This window comes from Mesorhizobium sp. P160187, assembly GCF_057766425.1.
Genome location: NZ_JBYMDX010000005.1, coordinates 1291166 through 1314734 on the forward strand (window position 1 = coordinate 1291166; position 23569 = coordinate 1314734).

Annotated in this window: 23 protein-coding genes and 1 pseudogene; 5 read left to right on the top strand and 19 right to left on the bottom strand. The window is 63.3% G+C overall.

Annotated elements, in window-relative coordinates; all coding sequences use genetic code 11:
- Window positions 1-39: 39 nt before the first annotated feature.
- The 3 genes and pseudogenes from AC3CCE_RS31080 to AC3CCE_RS31090 form a co-directional block, all read right to left on the bottom strand.
- Entirely contained in the window at window positions 40-336 is a 297-nt protein-coding gene (locus AC3CCE_RS31080; protein WP_023672893.1) for an addiction module antidote protein, read from the bottom strand.
- Window positions 329-633 (bottom strand): annotated as a pseudogene (locus AC3CCE_RS31085) (type II toxin-antitoxin system RelE/ParE family toxin). Before AC3CCE_RS31085 ends, AC3CCE_RS31080 begins: the two are co-directional and overlap by 8 nt.
- Before the next feature lie 69 nt (window positions 634-702).
- Window positions 703-1761, bottom strand: a complete 1059-nt coding sequence (locus tag AC3CCE_RS31090) for a D-TA family PLP-dependent enzyme (RefSeq protein WP_352627194.1) — start codon at window positions 1759-1761, stop codon at window positions 703-705.
- Window positions 1762-1911: 150 nt separating this feature from the next.
- Between AC3CCE_RS31090 and AC3CCE_RS31095 the strand changes: the two genes are divergently transcribed.
- Window positions 1912-2598, top strand: coding sequence for a D-lyxose/D-mannose family sugar isomerase (locus tag AC3CCE_RS31095; protein ID WP_023694398.1), 687 nt, complete (start codon window positions 1912-1914; stop codon window positions 2596-2598).
- A gap of 8 nt (window positions 2599-2606) precedes the next feature.
- On the opposite strand, the gene AC3CCE_RS31100 is transcribed toward AC3CCE_RS31095, so the two are convergent.
- From AC3CCE_RS31100 to AC3CCE_RS31130, 7 genes are read right to left on the bottom strand one after another with little or no spacing between them, the layout of a single operon-like run.
- Complete coding sequence (locus AC3CCE_RS31100; RefSeq protein ID WP_023724873.1) at window positions 2607-2960, bottom strand: hypothetical protein; 354 nt, start codon at window positions 2958-2960, stop codon at window positions 2607-2609.
- Between the two features lie 13 nt (window positions 2961-2973).
- Entirely contained in the window at window positions 2974-3840 is an 867-nt protein-coding gene (locus tag AC3CCE_RS31105) for an RDD family protein (protein ID WP_023694396.1), read from the bottom strand.
- A complete protein-coding gene (locus AC3CCE_RS31110) occupies window positions 3827-4846 on the bottom strand; it encodes a stage II sporulation protein M (RefSeq protein ID WP_023694395.1) in 1020 nt (339 codons plus the stop codon). Before AC3CCE_RS31110 ends, AC3CCE_RS31105 begins: the two co-directional genes overlap by 14 nt.
- Window positions 4843-6153 carry a DUF58 domain-containing protein gene (locus tag AC3CCE_RS31115; RefSeq protein WP_352627191.1) on the bottom strand — a complete coding sequence of 437 codons (1311 nt, stop codon included), beginning with the start codon at window positions 6151-6153 and terminating at the stop codon, window positions 4843-4845. Before AC3CCE_RS31115 ends, AC3CCE_RS31110 begins: the two co-directional genes overlap by 4 nt.
- Window positions 6150-7106: an AAA family ATPase gene (locus AC3CCE_RS31120; protein WP_352510755.1), complete on the bottom strand. Its 957-nt coding sequence runs from the start codon at window positions 7104-7106 to the stop codon at window positions 6150-6152. Before AC3CCE_RS31120 ends, AC3CCE_RS31115 begins: the two co-directional genes overlap by 4 nt.
- The gene (locus AC3CCE_RS31125; RefSeq protein ID WP_352627189.1) at window positions 7093-8298 is read right to left on the bottom strand and encodes a DUF4350 domain-containing protein; all 1206 of its coding nucleotides are present in this window, start codon (window positions 8296-8298) and stop codon (window positions 7093-7095) included. The genes AC3CCE_RS31120 and AC3CCE_RS31125 overlap by 14 nt, the downstream gene beginning before the upstream one ends.
- Entirely contained in the window at window positions 8295-8927 is a 633-nt protein-coding gene (locus AC3CCE_RS31130) for a DUF4129 domain-containing protein (protein ID WP_352510753.1), read from the bottom strand. Before AC3CCE_RS31130 ends, AC3CCE_RS31125 begins: the two co-directional genes overlap by 4 nt.
- 144 nt (window positions 8928-9071) lie before the next feature.
- Between AC3CCE_RS31130 and AC3CCE_RS31135 the strand changes: the two genes are divergently transcribed.
- The 3 genes from AC3CCE_RS31135 (at window position 9072) to AC3CCE_RS31145 (ending at window position 10875) form a co-directional block, all read left to right on the top strand.
- Complete coding sequence (locus AC3CCE_RS31135) at window positions 9072-9929, top strand: hypothetical protein (protein WP_023672536.1); 858 nt, start codon at window positions 9072-9074, stop codon at window positions 9927-9929.
- Window positions 9930-10006: 77 nt separating this feature from the next.
- Window positions 10007-10225: a hypothetical protein gene (locus AC3CCE_RS31140; protein ID WP_352510752.1), complete on the top strand. Its 219-nt coding sequence runs from the start codon at window positions 10007-10009 to the stop codon at window positions 10223-10225.
- Window positions 10222-10875: a hypothetical protein gene (locus tag AC3CCE_RS31145; RefSeq protein ID WP_352627186.1), complete on the top strand. Its 654-nt coding sequence runs from the start codon at window positions 10222-10224 to the stop codon at window positions 10873-10875. The genes AC3CCE_RS31140 and AC3CCE_RS31145 overlap by 4 nt, the downstream gene beginning before the upstream one ends.
- Before the next feature lie 38 nt (window positions 10876-10913).
- Here the strand turns inward: AC3CCE_RS31145 and AC3CCE_RS31150 are convergent, their stop codons facing one another.
- The 7 genes from AC3CCE_RS31150 to AC3CCE_RS31180 all read right to left on the bottom strand — a co-directional run bounded on the left by AC3CCE_RS31150 (window position 10914) and on the right by AC3CCE_RS31180 (window position 18543).
- Entirely contained in the window at window positions 10914-11267 is a 354-nt protein-coding gene (locus AC3CCE_RS31150) for a hypothetical protein (RefSeq protein ID WP_488377242.1), read from the bottom strand.
- A gap of 66 nt (window positions 11268-11333) precedes the next feature.
- Window positions 11334-11738 carry a hypothetical protein gene (locus AC3CCE_RS31155; protein WP_023742726.1) on the bottom strand — a complete coding sequence of 135 codons (405 nt, stop codon included), beginning with the start codon at window positions 11736-11738 and terminating at the stop codon, window positions 11334-11336.
- A gap of 173 nt (window positions 11739-11911) precedes the next feature.
- Window positions 11912-13552, bottom strand: coding sequence for an ABC transporter substrate-binding protein (locus tag AC3CCE_RS31160; RefSeq protein ID WP_488377243.1), 1641 nt, complete (start codon window positions 13550-13552; stop codon window positions 11912-11914).
- Window positions 13553-13966: 414 nt separating this feature from the next.
- Window positions 13967-14953 (bottom strand): alpha/beta hydrolase, encoded by a 987-nt coding sequence (locus tag AC3CCE_RS31165; RefSeq protein ID WP_352513329.1) that lies wholly within the window; start codon window positions 14951-14953, stop codon window positions 13967-13969.
- 3 nt (window positions 14954-14956) lie between these two features.
- On the bottom strand, window positions 14957-15634 hold the full coding sequence (locus tag AC3CCE_RS31170; protein WP_023821142.1) for an isochorismatase family protein: 678 nt from the start codon (window positions 15632-15634) through the stop codon (window positions 14957-14959).
- Window positions 15635-16016: 382 nt separating this feature from the next.
- Entirely contained in the window at window positions 16017-17321 is a 1305-nt protein-coding gene (locus tag AC3CCE_RS31175) for a M24 family metallopeptidase (protein ID WP_352625409.1), read from the bottom strand.
- A 325-nt stretch (window positions 17322-17646) separates the two neighbouring features.
- Entirely contained in the window at window positions 17647-18543 is an 897-nt protein-coding gene (locus tag AC3CCE_RS31180; RefSeq protein ID WP_352625420.1) for a GlxA family transcriptional regulator, read from the bottom strand.
- A gap of 183 nt (window positions 18544-18726) precedes the next feature.
- Between AC3CCE_RS31180 and AC3CCE_RS31185 the strand changes: the two genes are divergently transcribed.
- On the top strand, window positions 18727-19224 hold the full coding sequence (locus AC3CCE_RS31185) for a GAF domain-containing protein (protein WP_023730524.1): 498 nt from the start codon (window positions 18727-18729) through the stop codon (window positions 19222-19224).
- Here the strand turns inward: AC3CCE_RS31185 and AC3CCE_RS31190 are convergent.
- Together AC3CCE_RS31190 and AC3CCE_RS31195 are read right to left on the bottom strand one after the other, a co-directional pair.
- Window positions 19221-20255, bottom strand: coding sequence for a YeiH family protein (locus AC3CCE_RS31190; RefSeq protein WP_488377250.1), 1035 nt, complete (start codon window positions 20253-20255; stop codon window positions 19221-19223). The genes AC3CCE_RS31185 and AC3CCE_RS31190 overlap by 4 nt on opposite strands.
- 248 nt (window positions 20256-20503) lie before the next feature.
- Window positions 20504-23230 carry an autotransporter domain-containing protein gene (locus AC3CCE_RS31195; RefSeq protein WP_352625407.1) on the bottom strand — a complete coding sequence of 909 codons (2727 nt, stop codon included), beginning with the start codon at window positions 23228-23230 and terminating at the stop codon, window positions 20504-20506.
- Window positions 23231-23569 lie beyond the last annotated feature (339 nt).

Below are 23569 nucleotides of genomic sequence, written 5' to 3' on the forward strand. Positions count from 1 at the left end.
GGCCCGAACGACCTCGCGCTCGACGCGCGCTGGCGTAGATTAGACCTGAGTTGCATCGTGCTTTGGGGCCAAATGAAAGCCGAATGCTTTCATGACCGCCAGTGTGGTTTCCAGCGTAGGATTACCGTTTTCGCTGAGCGAGGTATAAAGATGCTCGCGAGCCAAGCCGGTCTTTCTGGCAATGTTGCTCATCCCCTTGGCGCGGGCAACGACACCGAGGGCGGACGCGACGAATTTGGCGTCTCCGGTTTCCATTGCCTCTGCCAGAAACGCCTCGATTGCCGTATCGGAATCGAGCATTTCGGCGGGATCGAAATCATAGATTTTTTCAACCATTGTCGTCACTCCATTCTACGGCCAGGCGCTTTGCTGTCCGTATGTCGGTTTCTTGTGAACTTTTATCCCCGCCGCACAGGAGCAGGATGACCGTTTCACCGCGCTTGTGAAATAAACGCGATAGCCGGGCCCATAGTGAATGCGCAATTCACTGATGCCTTCACCCACTGGGGCCACGTCGCCGGGATTTCCTACAATCAAACGTTGCAGCCGAACGGCAATTGCCGCCTTGGCTCTTCCGTCTTTCAGCTTTTGGTGCCACCTCCGAAAGGTGGCTGTCTGCTTCAGGATTGCCATGGTGACTAGTAAGTTATAAATTACAATTCGTCAATGTCGAAATAGGGCGAGCCTCCAAAACGAAAAGCCTCACCCCATCCGCCCACGCGCTTCCACCTTCAGCGTTTCCAGCACCTTGTCACCGTCGATCAGATGCACCTGGTCGAACAGGTTGGTCACGACGCAGCAATGATCAGGCACCACGCGCACGCGCTCGCCAATGCGAAGCTTCGCACCATTTCCAAGCGTGACCGTGCCATGTTCCTCGCTCAAGCTGGTGACGCGGGCGCCGGGCATGCCGAGCAGCTCGCCAAAATCGGCGAGCCCCAGCGTGTCGCTGGACAGCGCCTTGCTGCCGCTGTCCAGGATGGCGCGGGCCGGCGTCGGATGGCTGACCACGGTGGCGAGCACCGTCAGCGCACAATCGTCGAGCGTGCCGACGCCTTTGGCGACCTGGTAGCGGTCGAGGTAGATGTAGGTGCCGGGGCGGTATTCGGTCACCACGCTGTCCTCGCCCGAGCGCCACATGTCAGGCGTGCCGCCGCTGGAGATGCGTTCACAGGCGAGACCCGAGGCCGCGAGCGTTTGTTTGGCGCCGGCCAGCCACGATTCAGCCTCGGCGGCGCGGCCGGCCGCGGGGTAGGTCATCAGCCCGCCGAAGGTGAGCCCCTTGGCTTGGTCGATCAACTTCGCCAGTGCCAGCGCCTCGGCGGCGCTTTGCACACCACAACGGCCCATGCCGGTGTCGCATTCGACCAGGACGGGCAGGGGGTGCCCTGCATCGGTGAAGGTGGCGGCGAGCCCCTCCAGCGTTTCGAGGCTGTCGGCCGTCACTGACAGTGTCACACGGCCATGCAGGGCCTTGAGCCGCTCCAGCTTGGCGCGCCCAAGGATGTTGTAGGGCAGGAAAATATCGGTCAGCCCGGCATCGGCCATCACCTCGGCTTCGCCGATCTTCTGGCAGGTGATGCCGACCGCGCCGGCCGCCACCTGCTTCTTCGCCCAATAAGGCAGCTTGTGCGTCTTGATGTGCGGCCTGAGTTTCAGCCCGTGGCGGTCGGCATGCGCCTGCGCTCGTGTGATGTTGGCTTCGGCGCGGGCCGCGTCGATGAGGATCGCCGGCGTGTCGAGGTCGTCTATGCCTTGCATGAATATCACCCTGGGAAATCTGGCTGGACTTATGACCCCGATCCGCATGGATGTCATGGGGCCAGCATGCAGTTTGCGTCGACACCGCAGCGCTGTTCGGCTATGCGCTTCAGATAACTCCAGGGAACGCGACGCGAAGGGATCACGATCATGAAACGCTCCACCGTCAACGACATCATCCGCGATGCAGACGCCTTCATCCGCTCGTTCGGCTACATCATGCCGCCCTTCGCCTACTGGAGCCCGGAAGAGATGAAGGCGCGCAAGGCCGACTCCGCCGCCATTTTCACCTCGCGGCTCGGTTGGGACATCACCGATTACGGCCAGGAAAAATTCGACGAACTCGGCCTGTTCCTGTTCACCGTTCGCAACGGCGTCTACGCCGACATGAAGAAGGGCATGGGCATGCTCTATGCCGAGAAGATCATGATCTCGCGCAAGGATCAGCTGTCGCCGATGCACCGCCACAACATCAAGGCCGAGGACATCATCAACCGCGGCGGCGGCAAGCTCGTGCTGGAACTGTTCATGCACGATCGCGACGGCGGCATCGATCCGAAGGCCGAAGTGACGGTGCCGGTCGACGGCACCATCCACAGGCTGCCGGCAGGCGGGCTCCTGAAGCTCGACCCGGGCCAGAGCGTCACGCTGCTGCCCGGCGTTTGGCACGCCTTCTGGGCCGAGGGCAAGGATGTGCTGATCGGCGAAGTATCGACCGTCAATGACGATCTCACCGACAACGTCTTCCGCGAGCCGATCGGCCGCTTCTCCAACATCGACGAGGATGTCGCGCCGGTGCACCTGCTGGTGTCCGACTATGAGAAGTGGGTGGGGTAGGCGAGGGCCTAATCGCCCCAATTCAGCTGCTGAAAGAACGTCCAGATGCTGATCGTGCTGTCATCCCGATCGCTCGTGCTGTGCAGCGTCAGGACAATATCCACCGTGGGCGGCGCCTTGCTCAAGACTGTGATCAGGCGCGCGCTGCCGTCAGGCACGATACCTATGCCTGACGTCATTTCCCAATTTCCATCGGCTTGCTGAAGTCGGGAAGAAGAATCTCCGAATTGCTTCCTCATCGATGCATCGTTTAGAAACGGTTCGTCGGTGAGTTCTGCAAATTCCTTCCAGGATCCGGAGACTGCCGCCTGAATGGCGCGTTCTATTCTGGCTTTTTCCGCTTCGCTAACTTGAGCCGGCATCCCGAACTCCGATCTACAGCTGATACTTATCTGCCTTGCGGGTGCCGAGCAAAAGCTTCCGCTCAAGCTGTGCCCGCAGCTCGCCGTAATAGGCGGTGAGGAAGGCCCTGGAATCGACCGGCTCGATCGTCATGCCGATCTTGCGTCCGATCGTTTCGGCCACGGCTTTCAGCGCGAAATAGTCGTCGCGGCGCAGCACTTCCTCCAGCTTGTGCAGTTCGGCGATGCCATAGGCATCGAGCTGCGCCTGGGTGAAGCGGAATGCGCGGGTGGTGGTGTCCTGGCGTTGCGACAGGTCTTCGACCAGCGCCAGTTTCGGCGCCTCGACAACCCACGTTCCGGCCAAAAGGTCGCCGATGCGCATGCGGTCGCGGTTGAACAGCGGGAAGAGCGCAAACAGCAGCGTCCACACCAGTCCGAAGATCGTCGTCAGCGTGTCGGCGAGCCCCATCTCGCTGCGGCCGAGGATGATCGACAGCGGCAGGAAGATCTCGATCTCGCGCATCAGGTTGCGGGCAATGACCTGATCGACTGACAGGCCGGCGCCGCTGCGCGACGCCACCCGGATGCCGAGCATCCGTTTGCCGGGCGTGGCGGCGCGGCGGCCGGCTTCGAAGACGATGAAATAGGCGTTGCGCAGGAAGAAGATCAGGATGATCCAGACGATGAACAGCGGCTGCGCGCCTTCGCCTTTGAGGCCGGCCAGCCCGAACAGTGCAACGATCGAGATCACGATCGCCGTGACGATGATGATGACAAAGTCGAGCAGGAAGGCGGCGGCGCGGGTGCCGGCATCGGCGAGCTTGATCCGGAGATCGACCCCTTCCGGCGTGATCAGCGGCCGTATCGTCGAGACGGCAGCGCGCCTAGCGGTCGCCATGCCGCACCACCCTGAACACATAGAAATAGCAAAGCCACAGCGTCAGCATGACGCCGCCAATGGCATAGCGTGTCACGTCGCTGGTGATCACCTGCCTGCCGATGCCTTCGAGCAGGCCGGCAAACAAAAGCATGATCGTCACCCCGACCATGGTGGTGGCGGCCACGCGCCCGGCATCGGCAGCAGCCGTCATCCGCGTCAGTTCGCCGGGGAAGGCGATGCGCGTGCCGATGCGCATGCCGGCGGCGCCCGCCAAGGCGATCGCGAACATCTCGGTGGTGCCATGGATGGACAGCCATCCGCCCAGCTCCAGCCCAAGCCCCTTGGCGACGTAGATCTGGAACATCGCGCCAAGCAGGCAGCCATTCATCAGGATCAAGAGCACGCTCGGCACCGCGAAGGCAAAGCCCAGCGCGAAGGCCAGGATCGCCACCTGGACATTGTGCGTGAACAGATAGGCGGCGAAGCCCGACAGGAAATTGCTGTCGGCGCCGTCATAAAGCACCTGTCGCAGGACTTCGACTGAGGCGTCCGGGTTGCGCCCGCCGGCCAGGCTCGGCGGAATGATGGCGTCGAACCAGCCCTTGTCTTTGGCCACCAGCCAGTAGCCGGCGCCGGCGCCGACAAAGGTCAGGACGACCGACAGCAAGGTCTCGCGCCACAAATCGCGAATGGCATGCGGCCAGTCATGCAGGAAGAAGTCGCCGATGCGCTGCCGCAAGCCGCGACGTGCGCCATAGAGGTAGAAGTAGCCGCGCAGGCAAAGCGCTTCGAGATAGCTGACCAGCGCATTGTCGAGCGACGTCGCCCGCGCCACCGAAAGCGAGGACAGCGCCGAGCGGTAGAGCAGCGGCAGCGACAGCAGTTCGTCTTCCGATAGCGTGCGTGGCGCACGTTTCTCGACCCGGGCAAGCAGCGCCTCGAACGCCTTCCAGTCGGCCTCGCGCTCCGAACGGAAGCTCGCCAGCGACTGGCGCACCGCATCCTTGCCGACCAGCGCGTTCACAACAGATCCTCTCGCTTGAGCTCGAGATAGCGCTCGACCAGCGCCGGCCCGAGCCTCTGATGGTCGGCTTCGATGACATGCGCGCCGAGCAGCCTGAGCCTGCCGATGACGACCTGCCTTTCGCGCAGCAGCCCGCCGGCGACGACGGAGCGCGCCACATCCTCCGGTGCGTCCGGCGGCATGTCGGCCAGTGTCTCCAGTTCGACATCCTTCATCATCATGAACAGCACCAGATGCCGTTCGGTGAGCCGGCCGACGGTGCGCAGCATCAGTTCGGCGCTGATCGGATCGACGAAGTCGGTGAAGATGATCACCAGCGAACGCCGGTCGAGCCGCGCCGCCAGCGTCGTCAGCGCCAGGGTGAAATTGGTCTCTTCGGTGGAATAGTCGATTTCCGCCGCCCGCTTCTGGATCATGGCGAAGCTGGCGGAGCCGCGCACGGCGCCGCTGGAAACGCGCGGCCGCGCGTCGAAGCCGAACAGCGAGACCATGTCACCGCCCTTCAGTGCGATGAACGCCGACAGCAAGGCGGCGGTGACGGCACGGTCCACCTTCGGCACGCCGTCGACGGGCTCGCACATCAGCCGGCCGCTATCGATGGCCAGCACGATGTTGTTGTTCTCCTCGATGCGGAACTCGCGCGCCAGAAGCCTGCCGTGGCGGGCGCTGCGCTTCCAGTCGATCATCCGCCGGCCCATGCCGGGCTGGTAGTCCTTCAGCGCCTCGAACTCGCGGCCCTGGCCGGCGCGGCGTTGCGCATGGCCGTCGGGCAGCGACTGGCGCTGTAGAAGCGTGATTGCCTCGTCGCGGGCGCTGCGGATATCGGGCAGTATCGCGACCTTGTTGTCCATTGGCAGTACGACCTGGTTCCAGACCAAGCCGAACGGCCCGGGCCAGCGCACCCACAAGCGGTCGAACCTGGCAATGCCGCGCCGCAGCGCCTGAAAATTGAGATCGAGCGATGCGCTGCCGGCCTCGGCGGTCCATGCGCCGCCGGTGCCGCCCAGCGGGGCCAGCCGCTCGTCATGGCCGAGGCGCGCCTGCACCGCGCGCGACCGTCCCCTGAGCCCGGCGGTGACATGGACGGTGAACTTGCCGCCGACGCTGACTTGCGGCGGGGCATGGATGCTGGCATCCAGGGAAGCGCGTCCGCGCCCGGCGGCCGCGTCCACGGCCAGGAAAGCAAGCAGCACGCAGATCCACAACAGGCCGAGATACCACAGCGACGGCAGCGCGAGCGCGATCAGGAAGGCCGGTATTGCACCTGCCGCACCTGCCCAGACTAACCGGCCGCTCGGATAGATCAACGTGGCGCTTCCGTCTGGTCGACCAAGTCGGTGACGATCTGCTCGACCAGGCGGCCGTCGATCTGCGCCGCCGGCGACAGGATCACGCGATGGCGCAGCGCCGGCACCGCAAGCGCCTTGACGTCGTCGGGGATGACATAGGCGCGCCCGTCGAGCGCTGCCCGGGCGCGTGCGGCTCTCGCCAGCATGGCGCCCGCACGCGGGCTGGCACCGACTTCCAGATCGGGGCTGGCGCGCGTGGCCCGCACCAGCCTTGCGATATAGTCCACGACGTCGTCGACAAGCGTGACCTCGCCGACGGTCGCCAACGCCTTTTCCAGCGTCTTGCGGTCGGCCTGGGCGGTGATGCCGTATTGCTTGATATCGTGCGAGGCGGTGCCGCCGCCATGGTGGATGATGATCGCCTTTTCCTCTTGCGCGCCGGGGTAGCTCACCCGGTGCTTGAACAGGAAACGGTCGAGCTGGGCCTCGGGCAGGGGATAGACGCCCTGATGCTCGATCGGGTTCTGCGTCGCCACCACCATGAAATTCTGGCCGAGCGCATGGGTGGTGCCGTCGAAGGTGACGGCATGTTCCTGCATCGCCTCCAAAAGGGCGGCCTGGGTCTTGGGCGGCGTGCGGTTGATTTCGTCGGCGAGCAAAAGGTCGCAGAAGATCGGGCCGCGCGTCAGCGTGAATTGCCCGGTCTGGAAATTGTAGATGTTGGAACCGACGATATCGCCGGGCATCAGGTCGGGCGTGAACTGGATACGGCCATAGGCGACCCCCAGCGCCTGGGCAAAGCAGCGCGCCGTCATCGTCTTGGCCGTGCCCGGCGGTCCTTCGAGCAATATATGCCCGCCGGCGAACAATGCCGTCAGCATCAGATCGACCGTATCGTGTTGCCCGGTGATGGCCTTGGCCACCTCTTCCCTGATCTGTGTCGCCAGGGCCTTCACATCATCGACGTTCACCGAGCCTCCTTGCCGTCCAGTCGTGCAGCTTTTCGGCTGCATCATGCATTTGTGTCAGGGTCTTTGCCGCGTTCGCAGCTTGCAGGCGGGTCGTGAAACCGCCGGCTTCGTCCTTGTCGCGGGAATCGAGCCAGCGGTCGAGCGCTTCGCCCTGCAAACCGTGCGGCGCGCCGAGCAGCGCGCCGGCGCGCACGCGTGCCAGTGCTCCATAGCGGTCGCCCAGTTCCTCCAGCCGGCCAGCGCGGCGCAACAGCATCGCCGTGGTATCGACCAGCGCGCGCTTGCCGAAGGCGATGGCGCGCTGATCGGCCCGCGGCGGCCCGAACCGGCCAAGGCCATGCAGGAAGGCAAGTGCCGCCGCCGCCAGGATGGTCAGCGTCAGCGCCAGGAAGGGCGGCTCGACCAGAAGCTTGGCGAGATCGTATTTTCGCCCGACGCCATGCAGCGTCAGGTCGAACATGACGGCACCCTTTTCGGGCTGGAGGAGCTCGATCAGCTTGAGCGCCGCCGCCGCCTTGTCGGGATCTTTCAAGCCAGCGTTATTGATGAGATCGGGGTCCGTCAGAATGTAGAACCGCTCGTCTTCGATCTCGGTCAGCACGGCCTTGCCGTTGCCGGCGGCAATCAGCGGGTGTTCGTCGGCCACCCATTGCAACTGGTCGGGAACGCTGACCACTTGCCCTGAGACGTCGAGTTGCTTGACCGTGGTCTCACCTTCGCCGAGCTTGGCCTTGGCGATGCGGCCGAGCCAGTCGTTGACCACCACATCCGGCAGTCGCTGGATCTTCATCTCCCAGCCCTCATGCTGGAACAGCGGCAAGGTCGCCCATTTGGGCAGAACGAACAGCGTATCCAGGCCCTTTCGAAGCTTGATGATGTTGGCAAGCGCATCCGGGTCGCTGTCGGGTGAAATGGTGACGATCAGCAGCATTTCGGTCTCGAGATCGCTGTCGGACCGCGCCATGTCGGGCGCTTCGCCGGTCAGCTTCAGCCATTGCGCCAGACCGGCATAGCCGATGCCGCTCTTCGACAGCGGGGTTGCGCCACCGACGCTCGGCTGGCGAAAGTCGGGCGCATAGGTGGACAACAGGAAGAAGCCTGCGGCCGCGAGCAGGCTGGCGAAAATGCCCCAGAACAGCGTCCTGCGGCTGAACGGCTCCTGCTGGGCGATGTCGGCTGTCGCGTCACTCACGTCCAGGCATCCCTGAAGACGAATCGCTCATAGGCGCTGCGCGCCTCCTGCCAGCCCTCGGGCCCGACCGGCCGGCGCGCGAACAACGCCGCCTCGACGATGCGCGCGATCTGGGTAAAGGCGCCACGCGCCCGCGTTGGCAGCGACGCCGCTCCCGCGATATCGCGCGCGGTCAGCGACGGGCGCAGGAAGTCGGGCAGGCGGCCGGCAATGTCGGCAACGCTGCGGCGCAGCAGGAGATGCACCGCCTCGTCATACTCGCCCCGGGCGGCCAGCGCATCGGCTTCCGACAGCAGGACCTGCGCGGCGCCAACGTCGGGGTGCCATGTCGCTTCCGCCTCGGTCACGCTCTTTTGGCGCCACCAGGGCAGGCGCCAGGCGACGCCTTTCACCTCAAGGAAAATCAGCAGCAGAATGATTGCGGCACCTGTGATCACGGCCCCCCAGAACAGATAGATCATGTAAGGGCCGAGCTGTGCCAGGAATTCGACCAGCGGCTTTAGCCACTCAGGCGTCTTGGGCTGTACGTAGGCCGGCAGGTCGAACTGGATCGAATCGTCCGACAGCAACTGCTTGTGCAGTTTGGCCAGCCATTCGGCTTGCGCAGCGTCCGGCTGTGCAGCAGTCACCTTTTCGCCCCCATGCAACCTGCGGTTCGCGGGCCGACACTGGCAATACGCCAAGGCAATTGCAAGCGGCGGCAACCGCAAGTATCAATATCGGTGATTTATACTTTCTGATTTTGGGTATCCATTAGTCGGGGGGAATGTAACATGACGTCAATCGCGAGCGAGCGGCCGGAACGGTTCAGCGTCGGCAGGGCTTTCAGCAATACGTTTTCGGTAATCGGACGCAGCTTCGTCCCACTTGCCGCCATCGTCGGCCTTTTTTCGACGCTGCCTGCGCTGCTGTACAACATCTGGAGCTTTAGACAGATTGCAAAGATAGCAGTACCTGGGGCGAGCTTCGAGCAATCGGCTATGGCGGGCTATGGTGCCGTTTCGATGATTGCCGGCCTGGTGCTCCTGATCTTGGCCTTTCTGGCGCAGGCGGCGCTGGTACGAGCGACAATCGAAGATTTGAACGGCAAGCGCCCGTCGATTGGCGATTGCATTCAGATAGCCCTGCGCAGCTTCCTCCCCACGCTCGGAATTGGTCTTGTGATCATCGTGGCAATGTTTCTGGTGGCGATGATATTAACGGTCATCACCATGGCCATCCCCATCGTCGGCGGTGTGATTGCACTTCTGTCGCTCATCCCCATAGCCATGTGGCTGATCAGCATATCGGTGGCTGTGCCCGTCGCAGTTCAGGAAAGGCCTGGCGTCTTCGCCTCGATTTCGCGAAGCAGGGCGCTGACGAAGGGAAGCCGCTGGCGGATATTCGCGCTGTTTCTGGTCCTCGGCATTGTTGCGATAGGGCTACAAGTGGTTTTCACCTTGCTGTTTCAGGCTGCTATTGCGAGCGGCGGGATCAGCACGACCGGTCTCATTGCCGCTGCCATCGGAAGCAGCCTGCTGTCGACAATCGTTTCGGCGGTGATTTCGGTGGCGATTGCCGTCACCTATGTCGAGCTGCGCCAGGTCAGGGAAGGCACCAGCGTCGACGAACTGGCGGAGATCTTCTCGTAACGAAGGTTTTGGCCCGAGAACAGCCAGTCATGTTGGCGCGATTGGCCGGGATCTAGCTCGGGCCGGAAGGGGTAATCGTGGCATCGACGGCGTCGGCGCGGCTTGAGAAGTTCCAGATCGGCAGGGTTTTCAACAACACCTTCGCCGTGATCGACCGCAATCCCGGTCTGATGATTGCTTTGGCGGCGCTTTTCCTGGTCCTCCCAGCAGTTGCGCTCAATCTGTCGACCACTGGAATGGCGGCCCCAACGGCTACATCGCCGCACCTCCACTCGGCGCGAAGTGGGTCATTATGAGCAGCTCGTTCTTATCGCTCGTTTTAAGCCTGATCTATTTCGTTTGCGCGCTGTTGTTCCAGTCCTCGCTGGTGCAAGCGACGGTAGAGGACCTGAACGGCAAGCGCCCGGCGATCGGCGACTGCATCCAGATAGCCTTGCGCAGCATATTCCCGACGCTGGGGGTGGGGCTGATTGTCTTTTTGGCCATGATCCTTGGCCTCATCGTGATGGGCATCGCCGGAATGTTGGTGCCGATCTTCGGAGCGATCATTGCCTTCGTGGTGTTGCTCGTTGCCGGCATCAGGTGGCTGCTCGGCATATCGGTTTCCGTGCCGGTGCTGATGCAGGAGCGGCTTGGCATGTTTGGCGCGATGTCGCGCAGCCGTGCTCTGACAAAGGGCAGCCGCTGGCCGATGTTCGGTGTCTTTCTGATCCTGTGTTTGGCGGCGCTTGCCTTCCAGATGATGTTTGCCTTGCTGATCGGCCTGATTTTCGCTTTCTTCAGCGGCCTCTCGACGGTCGCCCTGATTTTCGGCGCTATCGGAAGCGTCCTTATCGCGACGGTCGTGTCCACGGTGGCATCGGTGGCCATTGCGGTCGCCTATGTTGAACTGCGCCAGGTTAGGGAAGGCAACAGCGTAGACGAACTGGCGGAGATTTTCTCTTAGAAGGCGAAGCCAACTCGGCTGGTCGGGCGGCGGGGATTTCAGTGACAACAGCTTGGCCCCGCCTCCGCGCTCGTCCGACACAGGCACGACGAGGTGATCGCCACATCCCGCGCGAGCTGGACATGGTCGAAGCAGCGTTTGGCCGCACGGTCTGCCTCGTCCTTGCCGTGCTCGTTCCAGGTGAGGTTGTAAAAAGGCCCGGCGGCAGAGGCGATGCCCCAATGCACGAAGGCGCAATCAGGATCTGTCTCCAGCGCCTTCTCGAAGCACTTTATGCCTTCCTCATGGTTGAAGCCGTAGCACCAGTTCAGCCCGATATCGAACCAGCGCTGCGTCTCGGCCGAGGCGGTGGAGATTGGACGGCGATAGGTGCCGAGGTCGAAGTGGTCCATGCGTTCTCGTGCAAAATATCGCGGCCAAAGTGTATCAGGCCTTGAACTCAATCTTGGGGTGCTGACCTAGGTAAAGTGCGAAGCAATCTGTTCGACAGGGTCCTTGTCTGGGCGCACCAAAAGCCAGAAGATCAGCCCTGTAGCGCCACCGAGTATCCCTATGAAGGAGCATGCATAGAGAACTCCGCCGATTCCCAATGGAGGACTCCACTTACTGAGGCCGAAGACAAACGCTGGAACAAAAACTGCCAGAAAGCCAACGACGACGTATACCCAAAAAAACTGCCAGCGCCGTCGGGTCAGGACATAGAAGGCCGGAATTCCTACCACCGCCTCCACAACATAGAAAACAAGGGTTACGAAGATGAAGCCCGACAACGGCCCCGTCTCAGGGTGGTTCGCATGCCAATTGTAGCCGGGCAGGATCGCCGGAATAATGGGTGCAAGAATGAAAGCCCAACGGGCGCGCATGTGTATTCTCCGGAATGACGCGAGCCCACAGCGGCGCCTCGTCGACACACCAGACCGATCCACGGTCGCCGCGTCAAGACAGACACCGTCGTAAATGCTCGGAGTGCGCTGCAGGTATCTACCTGAGCGACATACCGCTCAGGTGCCAGCCGGTATGCGGCGTCCCCGAAGGATCACCCCTCCAGCCACACCTTCTCAAAATGCTGTTCCAGCGACTGGTGCTGTTCGCAGCCTTGCACGCCCTTGCGGTAGGTGCGGTAGACCGAGCGCCAGTAGGGCTGGATGATGATGCCGGCATCGCGCAGATTCTGCTCGATCTTGGCCATGATCTCCTTGCGCTGGGCAGCATCCGGCGTTGCCAGCGCCTTGTCGAGGAGTTCGTCGAACTCTTTGTTGGCGTAAGCGCTTTCGTTCCAGGCGGCGCCCGATTTATAGGCGAGCGCCAGCACCTGGACGCCGAGCGGGCGGCCCAGCCATTCGGTGGTGGAGAAGGGGTATTTGCTCCAGTCGTTCCAGAAGGTCGCCGCCGGCAGCACGGTGCGCTTGATCTTCAGGCCGGCCTCGCGCATCTGCGCGGCGATCGCATCGCCGGTGCTTTTTTGCCATTCGACATCGACCGAGATGAGCTCGAATTCGTGGTCGGCCTTGCCGGCCTCGGCGAGCAGTTTCTTCGCCTGATCCATATCTCGCTTGGCCGGACCGATATCGGCGTACTCCGGATGCATCGGACCGACATGGTGGTTGTCGGCGGGCTTGCCGCGGCCGCCGAGGCCGAGCGCCAGCACGGCGGAATTGTCGACGGCAAGCTGGGCGGCGCGGCGCACCTTGACGTCGTCATAGGGTGCGTTGCCGACATTGAAACGGGCAACGATGGTCGATCCGGTGGCGATCTCGGAATTCAGCAAGCCCATCTGCTCGGTCTGCGACACGGCGTCGGACGCGGTTTCGTGGTCGGTGTCGATCTCACCGGATTCGAACGCCGACAGCATGGCGTTGGGGTCGGAGCCGTAATCGACCCATTTGATGCCATCGAGATGGAAGTCGCCTTTCCACCAGGGCTTGTCCTTGCGCTTCACCTCAGCACTTGTCTCGGCATTCCAGCTGACCAGTTCGCAGGGTCCGGTGGTGATCGCCAGCGCCTTCATCGGATCGTCGCCGCCCTCATAGGAGCGGTGCATGATCAAAGCCGGATAGTCGGCCATACCGGCGATCAGGGAAATGTCGGGCTTCGGCAGATTGAGTTTGACGGTGAAGTCGTCGACCTTCTCGATGCCGCCGTCGACCGGTTTCTTGGTGTCGGCATTGATCAGCGCACCCATGCGCGCGGCGACCGAGTTGCCGGCGACGGAAGCATCGCACCAGCGGGTGAGATTGTGGATGACGTCGTCGGCGTTGAAGGTGTCGCCATTCGACCAGGCGATGCCCTTGCGCACATGCAGCGTCAGCGTCTTGGCGTCGTCGCTGGTTTCCCAGCTTTCGAGCAGCCACGGCTCGAAGGTGAAGTCGCGGTTCCAGCGCACCAGATATTCGTTGCAGTGGCGCGCCACATTGGACATCTCGACACCGTCGAAGGTGCGCGGATCCTTGAAACCCTTGACGTTCATGGCGACGCGCAAGGTGCCGCCGCGCTTCGGCTCCTCTGCCCGGGCGGGCGACGCGCTGAGGCCGCCCAATGCCAGTGCTCCGGCCGCGCTGACGCCGAAGCCGGCCATGATGGCGAGATATTCGCGCCGGTTGACGCCGCCTTTCCTGAAATCATCGGCAACGGGCTTCGCCTGCGGGTGCAAATTGCGGTCGGTCAGCATGAATTTCATCGTTGTTCCCTCTTTTGTCGGGCGCCCCGACGGTCCGCCTCCGCTGGGGGGCGGATGCGATCATCGGGCGCCGTTGCCTGAGCCGGTGATGATAAAGCGGGCCGATCCCGGGAAATGTTCTCATTTCCGCAATTCTTGTGCGCCACTCCGCAGAGGTAGACGGCCAATCTCCCCCCTTGTGGGGGAGATGTCCGGCAGGACAGAGGGGGGCGCTGTCCCGCCATCCCGTCTGCCGACTGGAGTATCTTCACAGATAATCGTTGCGTTGATTTAGGATACTGAAGGGCCGCGATCCTTCGCGCCCCCCTCTGGCCTGCCGGCTTTCGTCGTTCGGAAAGCCAAGCAATTGGCTTTCCATCCGCTAAGCGGACCACTCCTCAACCCCCACGAGGGGGAGATCAGCGCTTCGCCGCCTCAATACGGCCAGTCCTTCTTGCCGAGCACGGCGACGGCGGCGATGGCTGCAAGCGTGCACACGAACGCCTCGCCGGCGCGCGGAACATTTTTGCGGGCGCGCAGAAAACTGTGCACGAGGCGGTTCTCCTCATACCACCAGGCGCGGCCGCCGGCGGCAACGACACGGTCGCGATAGGTCTCGCCGTCCGACGACAGCGGATCGCACTGGGCAGTGATGATGACAGTCGGCGGCAGGCCGGAGAAGTCGTTGTCTTTCAGCGGAGAAAAAGTCGGGTCGTCGGGCGACTGTGCCGGGGCAGCGCGAATGGTGCGGTAGAACGCGATGTCGCGCAGCGTCAGCAACGGTGCCTCGGCATGTTCGACATAGGAGCCGGCACTCTCGTCGCCGCCGAGGCCGGGATAGATCAGCACCTGGCCGGCCGCCCGGCGCAGGTGGCGGCGAGACGCGTGCGCGACCGCGGCGGCAAGGTTGCCGCCGGCGCTTTCGCCGACGAGCACGATCGGCAGGTCCGTTGTCACCGCCGCCCATTCGAACACGGTCAGCGCGTCGTCGAAGGCGGCCGGGTGGGGATGTTCCGGCGCCAACCGGTAGTCGGCCGAGACAACGTCGAAACCGGTGCCGGCGCAGATCTCGGCGCAGATGTCGTCATGGCTGTCGAGCCCGCCAAGCACAAAGCCGCCGCCATGATAGTAGACGATGACGGCGCGCAGGGGCTTGCCCGCCATCCGATAGTAGCGGATCGGGATGGCGTGCCCTGCATCGGCGGCGATGATGCCGCCGCTGGCCGAAACCCCTTTGGGATAACCCTGATGGAAGGCGCGGCACATCGCATCATAGACCGACCTTTGCTCGGCGATCGGAAGTTCGGCGATTTCTGGCGGGAACCAGTCATTGACCAGGTCGATATACTCCCACAGCGCCGGATCGAGCAGGGTGGCGTATTTCCCCCGCCTGGCGATCTTGAGCTTGTGGACCGTGCCCATCTCTCAGAGCTCGCCGTAGAGCCGTTCGGCGTTTTCAAAGGTGAAGCGCAGCGGCACCGAGCCCTCGACCCGCCATGCATCGACGGTGTCGCCCGCCATCAGCCGGCACGCGTCTATCGTGTTGGTGACGGCGCCGCCATAGAGCCGGTTGGCAAGGTTGAGGATGGCGGTCTGGTGCATGGCGGCACTGCCGCTGCCGCAGGCATCCTTGACCAGAAGCACACGAAAGCCGGATGCGACCGCGTCCTTCACGGTGGCGTCGATGCAGGCCTCGGTCCAGACGCCGGCGACGATCAGCCATTCGATGCCGCGCGCCTTGAGTTCGGTTGCGCCAGGTCCGGCGCCGAAGGCGCTGGCCTGCGTCTTGACCAGCATCGTCTCGCCGGCCGCGGGCGCCACCTCATGGCAAATCTCCGTCAGCGGATCGGTCTTGTCGGAAAAGGCAGACTTGCCGTCGGCGTCGAGCGGATGGAACGGACGCGCCTTGGCGGTATCGACGATATAGGCCCAGTGATACAGCGGCACGAAGTTGCGCCGCGCCGCCGCCTGCAGGCGCTGGACGTTGGCAAGCACCTCGCCAAAACCTTCGACCAGATAGCGCTTGTCCTGCCGATGCTCTTCCTGGAGGTCGATGAACGCCGCGGCGACCGTGCCGCGTTTGATCGAGATGGGGCTTTTCATGTGGACGGGCCTGGGTTCGCGACCGCCGCCGCCGTTCTTCTCGCAAGGGCAGCGCAAGCGATGAAGATTGGTCGGCGTCCTCCGAACTTCGTCATCCCAGGGCGAAGCAGCCGCGCAGCGGCGTCGCGGAGACCCTGGGATCCATTCCGTGACGTCGACCGTGGAGTGCAACTGTGCAGGATCTGCACACTTGCGGCGCTCTGGAGTCCATGCCGTGACATTGGCCAAGGAATGCGGCGGAGCAGAACTTGCTCCGTTGCGGCGCGGAGGAGTCCCGGCATGGATCCTAGGGTCTGCGCCGCGTCGCTGCGCTCCTTGCTTCGCCCTAGGATGACGACGGGATTGGCGTTCACGCTGGTTGCCAAGGGATGCGAAACGACCATCAAACCTGCTTCTCCAGAAACTCATCCTCGTAGGGAAAGCGCGACAGAAGCTCGGTGCCGGTGTCGGTGATCAGGATTTCGTCCTCCAGCTTGACGCCCTCGCGGCCGCCTTTCTCGCCGATATAGCTTTCCACGCTCACCACCATGCCGGGCACGACAACACCGTCGCGGCCATAGGTCTCATAGTCCATGGCATGCGCGATGAACGGCGTCTCGCCATGCATGCCCACGCCATGCATCACCGAGGTATAGCGCTGGTCGACGAAACGGTCCGGGATTTTCCACGCTCTTTCGGCGATCTCGCGAAACGCCATGCCAGGTTTGACAATCGAAATGTTGTGCTGAACCTGGTCGTGCGCCATGCGGTAGAGCGATTTCTGATAGCCGGTCGGCTTGCCCGGCCCGCAGCGGAAGGTGCGCGAAAAATCGGAATAATAGCCATAGCAGCCGATCGTATCGGTATCGAGCGCCAGAAGCTCGCCCGGCCGGATCTTGCGGCCGCTGGCCTCGTTGAACCACGGATTGGTGCGCTGTCCCGAGGTGAGGAGCCGCGTCTCGATGAACTCGCCGCCCTGGCGGATCACCTCGCCATACATGATGGCGAACAGCTCATTTTCGGAGACGCCGGGTTTTATCGCCTCGCGCACGGCGTAGACGGCGGCTTCCGCACCCGCCATCGACACCTGCAGGCATTTGACTTCCTCGGGCGTCTTGACCGCCCGCACCGCCAGGATTTCGCCCTGGCAATCCCTGACGTCGCAGCCGCGCTTTTCCAGTGCCAGCGCCTGCAAATGGCTGCAGCGGTCGAGCCCGAGCTTCATCGAGCCGCCGCCGTGCTTCGTCAAAAGCTCGGCGATCTCGTTGGCGAAGGGGCCGGCGGTTTCGTCGTCGCGGCCCGACACCGAAGACCATACCAGCTTGGACGGCCGCGCCTCGTCGATCGTGTCGAGCACCATCGAGACATGGTAGCTCTGCGGGTATTCGAACAGCACGATCGGCCCGTCGGTCGGGATGAAGAAATACCGCGTCGAGTTGCGCAGGAAATAGCCGAACATGTTGCGCGAGCCGGTGGCATAGCGCTGGTTGTAGGGGTCGAACAAAACGACGCCCCCATAGCCCGCCTCGCGCATCCAGCCGCGCAGTTTCGCCAGCCGACCCTTGCGCAGCGCGTCGGCATCGATGAAGGACGGCTCGGTGTCCGACAGCCACATGCCACCGGCCGAGTCAGCCGCGACCGGGTGGCGCATGCGGTCCTTGAAATCCACATCCTCGGTGCTGTCGGGGTCGAAAACGACGATGCTCATTGGGTGCGCCTCCTGAAGGGCTAGACCATAGCCATGCGCCGAAAAATGTCTGTGCGAGAATCCGCAGGTGTCGTGCGAAATGCCGCAAGAAGGGCATGGATACAAAGGGCAATGTTGCGATCCTTCGCGCCCCCCTCTGTCCTGCCGGACATCTCCCCCACAAGGAGGGAGATTAGCAGCTTTCGCGTCCCGCTCGCCCTGCAACGTTGGTGATTGGCGAAAGCCGAGGCGACATCTGATCTCCCCCCGTGTGGGGGAGATGTCCGGCAGGACAGAGGGGGGCGCTGTCCCGCCAGCATCTCACCGCGTTAGCGCGCAGCGCCCTCTAATGCCGCCGCATCGCCTTCGGCGCGTGCCCATGCTCCTCGCGAAACGCTCGGGCAAAACTTGACATGGACGCGAAGCCGCAGGCCAGCGCCACGTCTCGCACCATCAGCGTCGAATGCGCCAGAAGGTCGGCGGCGCGCCGCAGCCTGAGGCGACGGTAGTAGCCGTTGGGCGAAATGCTGAGCTCGGTGCGGAAATTGCGCTCCAGCTTGTCGGAGGAGACACCGAGCCTTGCCGCCAGCTCCGTCATGCCGAGCCGCTCTTCCACCGCATCCTCCATGATGGCGATGGCCGACAGCACCAGTTCGTTCTGGACGCCGGTGCGCAGCCTGAGCGGCATCAGCTTGCGGTCGACGCTCGAACGCAAGGGGCTGTGCACGAACCATTCGGCAACGCCCGCCGCGAGCTCGCCGCCATAATCGTTGGTGATGATCTCCAGCATCATGTCGAGGCTGCCGACGCCACCGGCCGAGGTGAAGCGCTTGCGGTCGATGACGTAGAGATCGCGCCGGAGCTCGATATCCGGGAAGGCCTCGGTGAATGCCGCCTGGCTGGTCCAGTGCAAGGTGCAGGCATGGCCGTCGAGCAGGCCGGCCCTGGCGAGGAAGAAGGCGGCGTCGGCCACCGCGCCTATGTGAGCGCCGGCGCGCAGGCTCTTGCGCATCCAGGCAACCGCATCGTCGGCGACAAGCAGGTCCGCATTGCCGCCCGAGCAGACGACGATGCGATCGACCTTCGGCGCGCCGAACGCTGAGAATCCCGGTTGTATGACAACCCCATTGGATGCCTCGACCGTGCCCTGGTCGGCGCCGACGATCACCCAGCGATAGCATTCGCGCTTGGCCAGCACGTTGGCGGCGCGCAATGGCTCGATCACCGAACTGAACGCCATCATCGGAAAGCCGGGAAAGACCAGAACGGCGAAGGTGAGGGGACCTTCGCTCGCTGCGGGTTGCGCCCGGTCGTGTGTTTGGCTGGCACGGTCGGTATTCACAATTGTGTATTTCCTGGGAGCGTCATTGGTGGCAGACAGGAAATGTAACGGGCTTTTTGGCCCGCCGGCAATGGAGACGACGCCATGTTTGCGGCCCAGACCATCGACAGCACCGACAAGCCGGCCTTCTACCGCGAACTGGCCACCCAGTTGAAGGCGCTGCTGGAAGGCGAGAGCGACTCCGTCGCTAACGCCGCCAACACATCGGCGCTGATCTTCCAGATGGTGCCCGATCTCAACTGGGCCGGCTTCTATTTCCTGGCGTCGGACGAGGAGCTGGTGCTTGGACCGTTCCAGGGCAAGCCGGCCTGCGTGCGCATCGCCGTCGGCAAGGGCGTGTGCGGCACCGCGATCGATCTCGAAATGTCGATGCTGGTCAAGGATGTGCACGAGTTTGCCGGCCACATCGCCTGCGACGCCGACTCGCGCTCGGAACTCGTCGTGCTGCTGAGGGACAGTGACGGCGTCTTCGGCCTGATCGACCTCGACAGCCCGACGCCCGGCCGCTTCGACAAGGACGACCAGGCCGGCATCGAGGCGCTTGCCGCGATCTATGTCGCGGCGAGTTCGTTCGAGGACTAAGCGAACTTCACCAGCATCAGGCTGAAGCCGCCGATGAACAGGAAGGCGCAGAAGGCGAGCGCCAGCGGGCGAAGGCCGCGCGAGCGCAGTTGCGAAATGTTGGCCTGCAGACCCATGGCGGCGAGCCCCATGGTCAGCATGATGGTGGTAGCGAACGCCATGGCCGACTTCACTTCGGCCGGCACGGCAACCAGGCTGTTCAGCGCCACGACGGCGATGAAAGCGGCGACGAACCACGGCATCGGCGGCCGCGCACCGGATTGGTCGCTTGGGCGATCGCCATTGCTCTTGCGGCGCGCCATCAGGCCGAGCGCGATGACCATCGGCGCCAGCAGGGCGACGCGGGTCAGCTTGGCGACGGTGGCGATCTCGCCGGACTGGGCGCCGTTCTGGAAGCCGGCGCCGATGACCTGTGCCACCTCGTGGATCGAGGCGCCGGCCCACAGGCCGAATGCGTGCTGGTCGAGGCCGAGCACCGGCGCCAGCAGCGGAAAGCCGAGCATGGCGACGGTGCCGAACAGCGTGATCGAGGCGACGGCATAAGTGACGTCCTCGTCGCGCGCATCGGTGACGATGTTGGTGGCAACGATCGCCGAAGCGCCGCAGATCGAGGTGCCGGCGGCAATCAGCTGCGCCAGCTTGGCGTCGACGCCGATCAGCCGGCCAAGCGTAATGGTGAAGACGAAGGTCGCTCCAAGGGTCAGCGCCACGATGCCGACGCCGCCGGCGCCGATGGAGACGACCTGGCCAAGCGTCAGCTGGAAGCCGAGCAGCACGACGGCAAAGCGCAGCAGGCGCTTCTGCGAGAATGCAATGCCGGCCTTGGCGTGGGCGGGCGTGCCGAGCACGTTGGAATAGATCATGCCGGCGACGACGGCGAGGATCATCGGGCTGAACAGCGCGAAGCCGGAGACATTATGGGCCGAGAAGGCCACAGCCGTGATCATCGCCACCAGCACGATCCCGGGGATGACGCCATTCCACACGGAACCGAGCCGCTTCCGGCCCACGGCCAGATCGGCGGAAATCATGCTGATCGGAATATCGTTCGCTAGCTGGGCGGCGGAAGACAATGCAATTCTCCACACAAGTACCTCAGGAGAATGTCATTCCAGAATCGATCTTTCCAACGAATTGTTTTTGTTGAAATGATCGGTTTTTGTGAACGTTTAGGGCGGCCGAGGTCAGAATGAGAAAGAGCGGCCGGGCGAAACCTGGAGCCGCCCTAGATCATGATGAATTCCCATCACGATCTAACCCCACTTTTTGGGATCATGCCCTAGTATTTCATCCCAATTCGCGCGGCGATCGTATGGTCCTGGCTGTCGCCGTTGCTGCCGACCGCGGTGCTGTAGTTCAGCCCGAAGGCAATACCGCCGATTTGCGCATCGACGCCGAGCCCGATTGACAAATAGTCGTTGGAAAAGGCATCTGCGTCCAGCGCGTAGGGCGTGGTGCCGATATCGGCATAGCCGAGGCTGACGCGGCTGGAGCCGGCAAAGTCGTGCGTATACTCAAAGCGCGCGCGCGGTGTGAGCAGACCCCAGCTGGTAGGAATGTTGTTCTCGATGCGCAGGCCAAGGGTGCCCGACAGCGTGTCGACGGTCTGCTTGCCGAAGGTCAGATTATAGATGTCGCCACCCGTCTCGGTGAAGCCGTCAAGCGTGGAGTGGGACCCCGACAGACGTCCATAGGGTGATATCAGAGAGTCCGGCCGGCGAAATTCGTAGCCCGCCGTCAGCGACCCGAAGACCTGGCTTCCGTCGCGCGTTCCAGACGCGAAATCGCCGGTATCGGTCACATAGCGCTCACTGTCGAAATTGAGGGCGCCATAGCCGGCAAGGCCATCGACAAAAAAACCTGGCGCCGGGCGGTAGCTGCTATAGGCGGCGACCGAGATGGTATGGGCGCGGCTTTCGGTGCCGTTGCTCCCGACGTCGGTGACGTCATGGCCATAGCCAAACCCGAGACCGGCGGTGAAGGTCGGGGAAAAGCGGTAGTCGGCACCGACGCTCACGCCGACCAGCGTATGGTCGAGCTTGATGGCCCCATCGTCATCTGTGCCGAAATTGACGTAGCCGCTGCTCCAGAAGGCCAGTTCGCCAAATGGGTTCTCGGCCGGCAGTGACGACGTCTGGGTGTCCACGTCCGTGCCAGTTGAAGACTGTCCGGTCTTCATCGGCGACGCGCCGGTCGAAGTCCCGTCCTGCTTTGCGTTGGCGTTGGGCTGAATGCGCTCCGGATTGGGCGCTCCGTAAGTGGACTGCGACGATGCCGTGGCGATTGCGGCGAGCGCCGGATCGTTCGCTGCATTCTGCTGCTGAGCGTATGCGTCGGGATTGTCCGACGATTGCTGGACGGCAACGCTGAGGCCTATCGAATTGTGGCGCTGGTCGCCCTCATTGTGGAGCTGTTCCAGCCTCTGTCCAAATCCCTGGATCTGAATGTCGGCGAAGTGCTTTGCCGCCTCCACCTGTGCCCGAATCAGGCCGATCACTTCCGGATCGCGCGAGGGGTCGGGCCGCGCCGTGACGTTGATGGTCACGGTTGCCGGAGGTGACGTTCCGTCGGCATTCGAGAGCGTGTAGGTCAGGCTGGTTGTGCCGGCAAAGGTGGCTGCCGCGACAAACTGCAGGATATAAGCGCCGCCATCGGGCACAATGGAAGCCGTGCCCGCTTCGCCCGGCGGCGGCGAGGCAATCGTGGCGCTGGTAAACGGCCCATTCGTCGCCCCTTGCGTCAGGTCGAGGGACCCGGTCGTTCCGGCCATCACGTCCAGCGTGTGGTCCTGTGCCGACGGCAAGTAGATCTCGACGGCCACAGTGTAGTCACGTTGGCCCGTAACGCCGTTGCTGTCCGTGGCCCGCACCGTAAAATCGTAATTGGCCGCGACAGTGGGTGTGCCAGCCAGCGTACCTCCAGGCGAGAGCGCGAGGCCGGGAGGCACTGAGCCGGAAATCACGGTGAAGGTGTAGGGTGCGGCGCCGCCATTGGGGCTGCTTGCCGTGATGGTCTGGCTGTACGGCGTGCCAATATGCGCATTCGGCAATGTTGCCGGCGACAGCTCCACCGTGACCGTGGTGCAGGACAGGACAAGATTGGTCACGTCGGCTCCCGCCACCGTGCCCGAGGCCGTCGTAACCGTGCATGTCTGGTCGGCCGGCTTGGCAGTAACCTCAACGCTCCAGTTGGAGCCGGTCAGCAGGCCATCCGCAAAGGCAAAGGTGATATCGCCGACATTCACGTCCCTGGTTTGCGTCCCTGCCGGCGAGCTTGATGTCAATTTCAAACTCACCGTCCCGGTCTGACCGCTCGCTGTGCCGCTGATCACATAGAGCGGCTCATCAAAACAGATCAATGCGGACCCATCGCCGGAATTGACGCCTTCCGCCACCGCAGCCGATTGCAGCGAGCCGGCATCCGATGATCCGCCGCCGCCGCCGCCGCCGGCGCCGTTCCAGTTCTGCTGGCACGAGGTCGTGCCGACGCCTGCGCCGCCACCACCGCCGCCGACAGTAGCCCCGCCACCGCCACCACCAGCATATCCGGCGCCCAGGAAAGACCCTGAGAAATTTCGTGCAGTTCCGCCTTGGCCATTTGCCTGACCGGCCGTGCCAGGAAAACTATCGCACCCAGCGCCGATCGCGCCACCGGCACCTACAGTGCCACCTTCACCGCCGAAGGGGCCAAGGCCGCCCGAAACATCGGTTCCTGCCGAGCCGGATCCCCCGCTCTTGCCACCGGCGCCACCAGCTATCGAATTTGTAGTGTGCCAGCCCCCGTTGCCACCGCCGCCACCGCCGCCAGCAATTGCCAGGCGGGTTCCGCCCAGCCGCAGGTCGGTCGCCCCTCCACCATTGCCGCCGTCGGGAGTACCGCTCGCGCCACCGGGATTGACCGCGAGCGAGCCACGGCCGCCAACGCCGACAGAAAGGATGTCACCCGGCGCGACAGTCAAGGAACCGCTCACCTGGCCGCCGAGCCCGCCGGCGCCGCCTGGGCTCAATGGGCTGCCCCCGATGGTGCCGGCGCCGCTCTTGCCAACCCCGCCTTGCGCTCCCTTGAGGTATACTGTGGCGGAATGGGTGTTGCCAGGAACCGAGATGGACTGGTCGGCGCCAGTAAAGCTAAAAGCATGAGCTGTCTGTGTGGGACTACAAGACTGCCCGAGCGCTGACGTCGTGCCCGCGAGCGCGTAGACGACCGTCATCGCGCCTAACAAACGTGAGATTGTACGCTTTGCCAGCCCTCGATGCATGGCCCCCCCCCGTCAGCCCGTCCAGTGCTTCTCCGCTTATATTATGATGCCAAGACTAGATCAAATAGAAATTTGAACCAGTGGTAG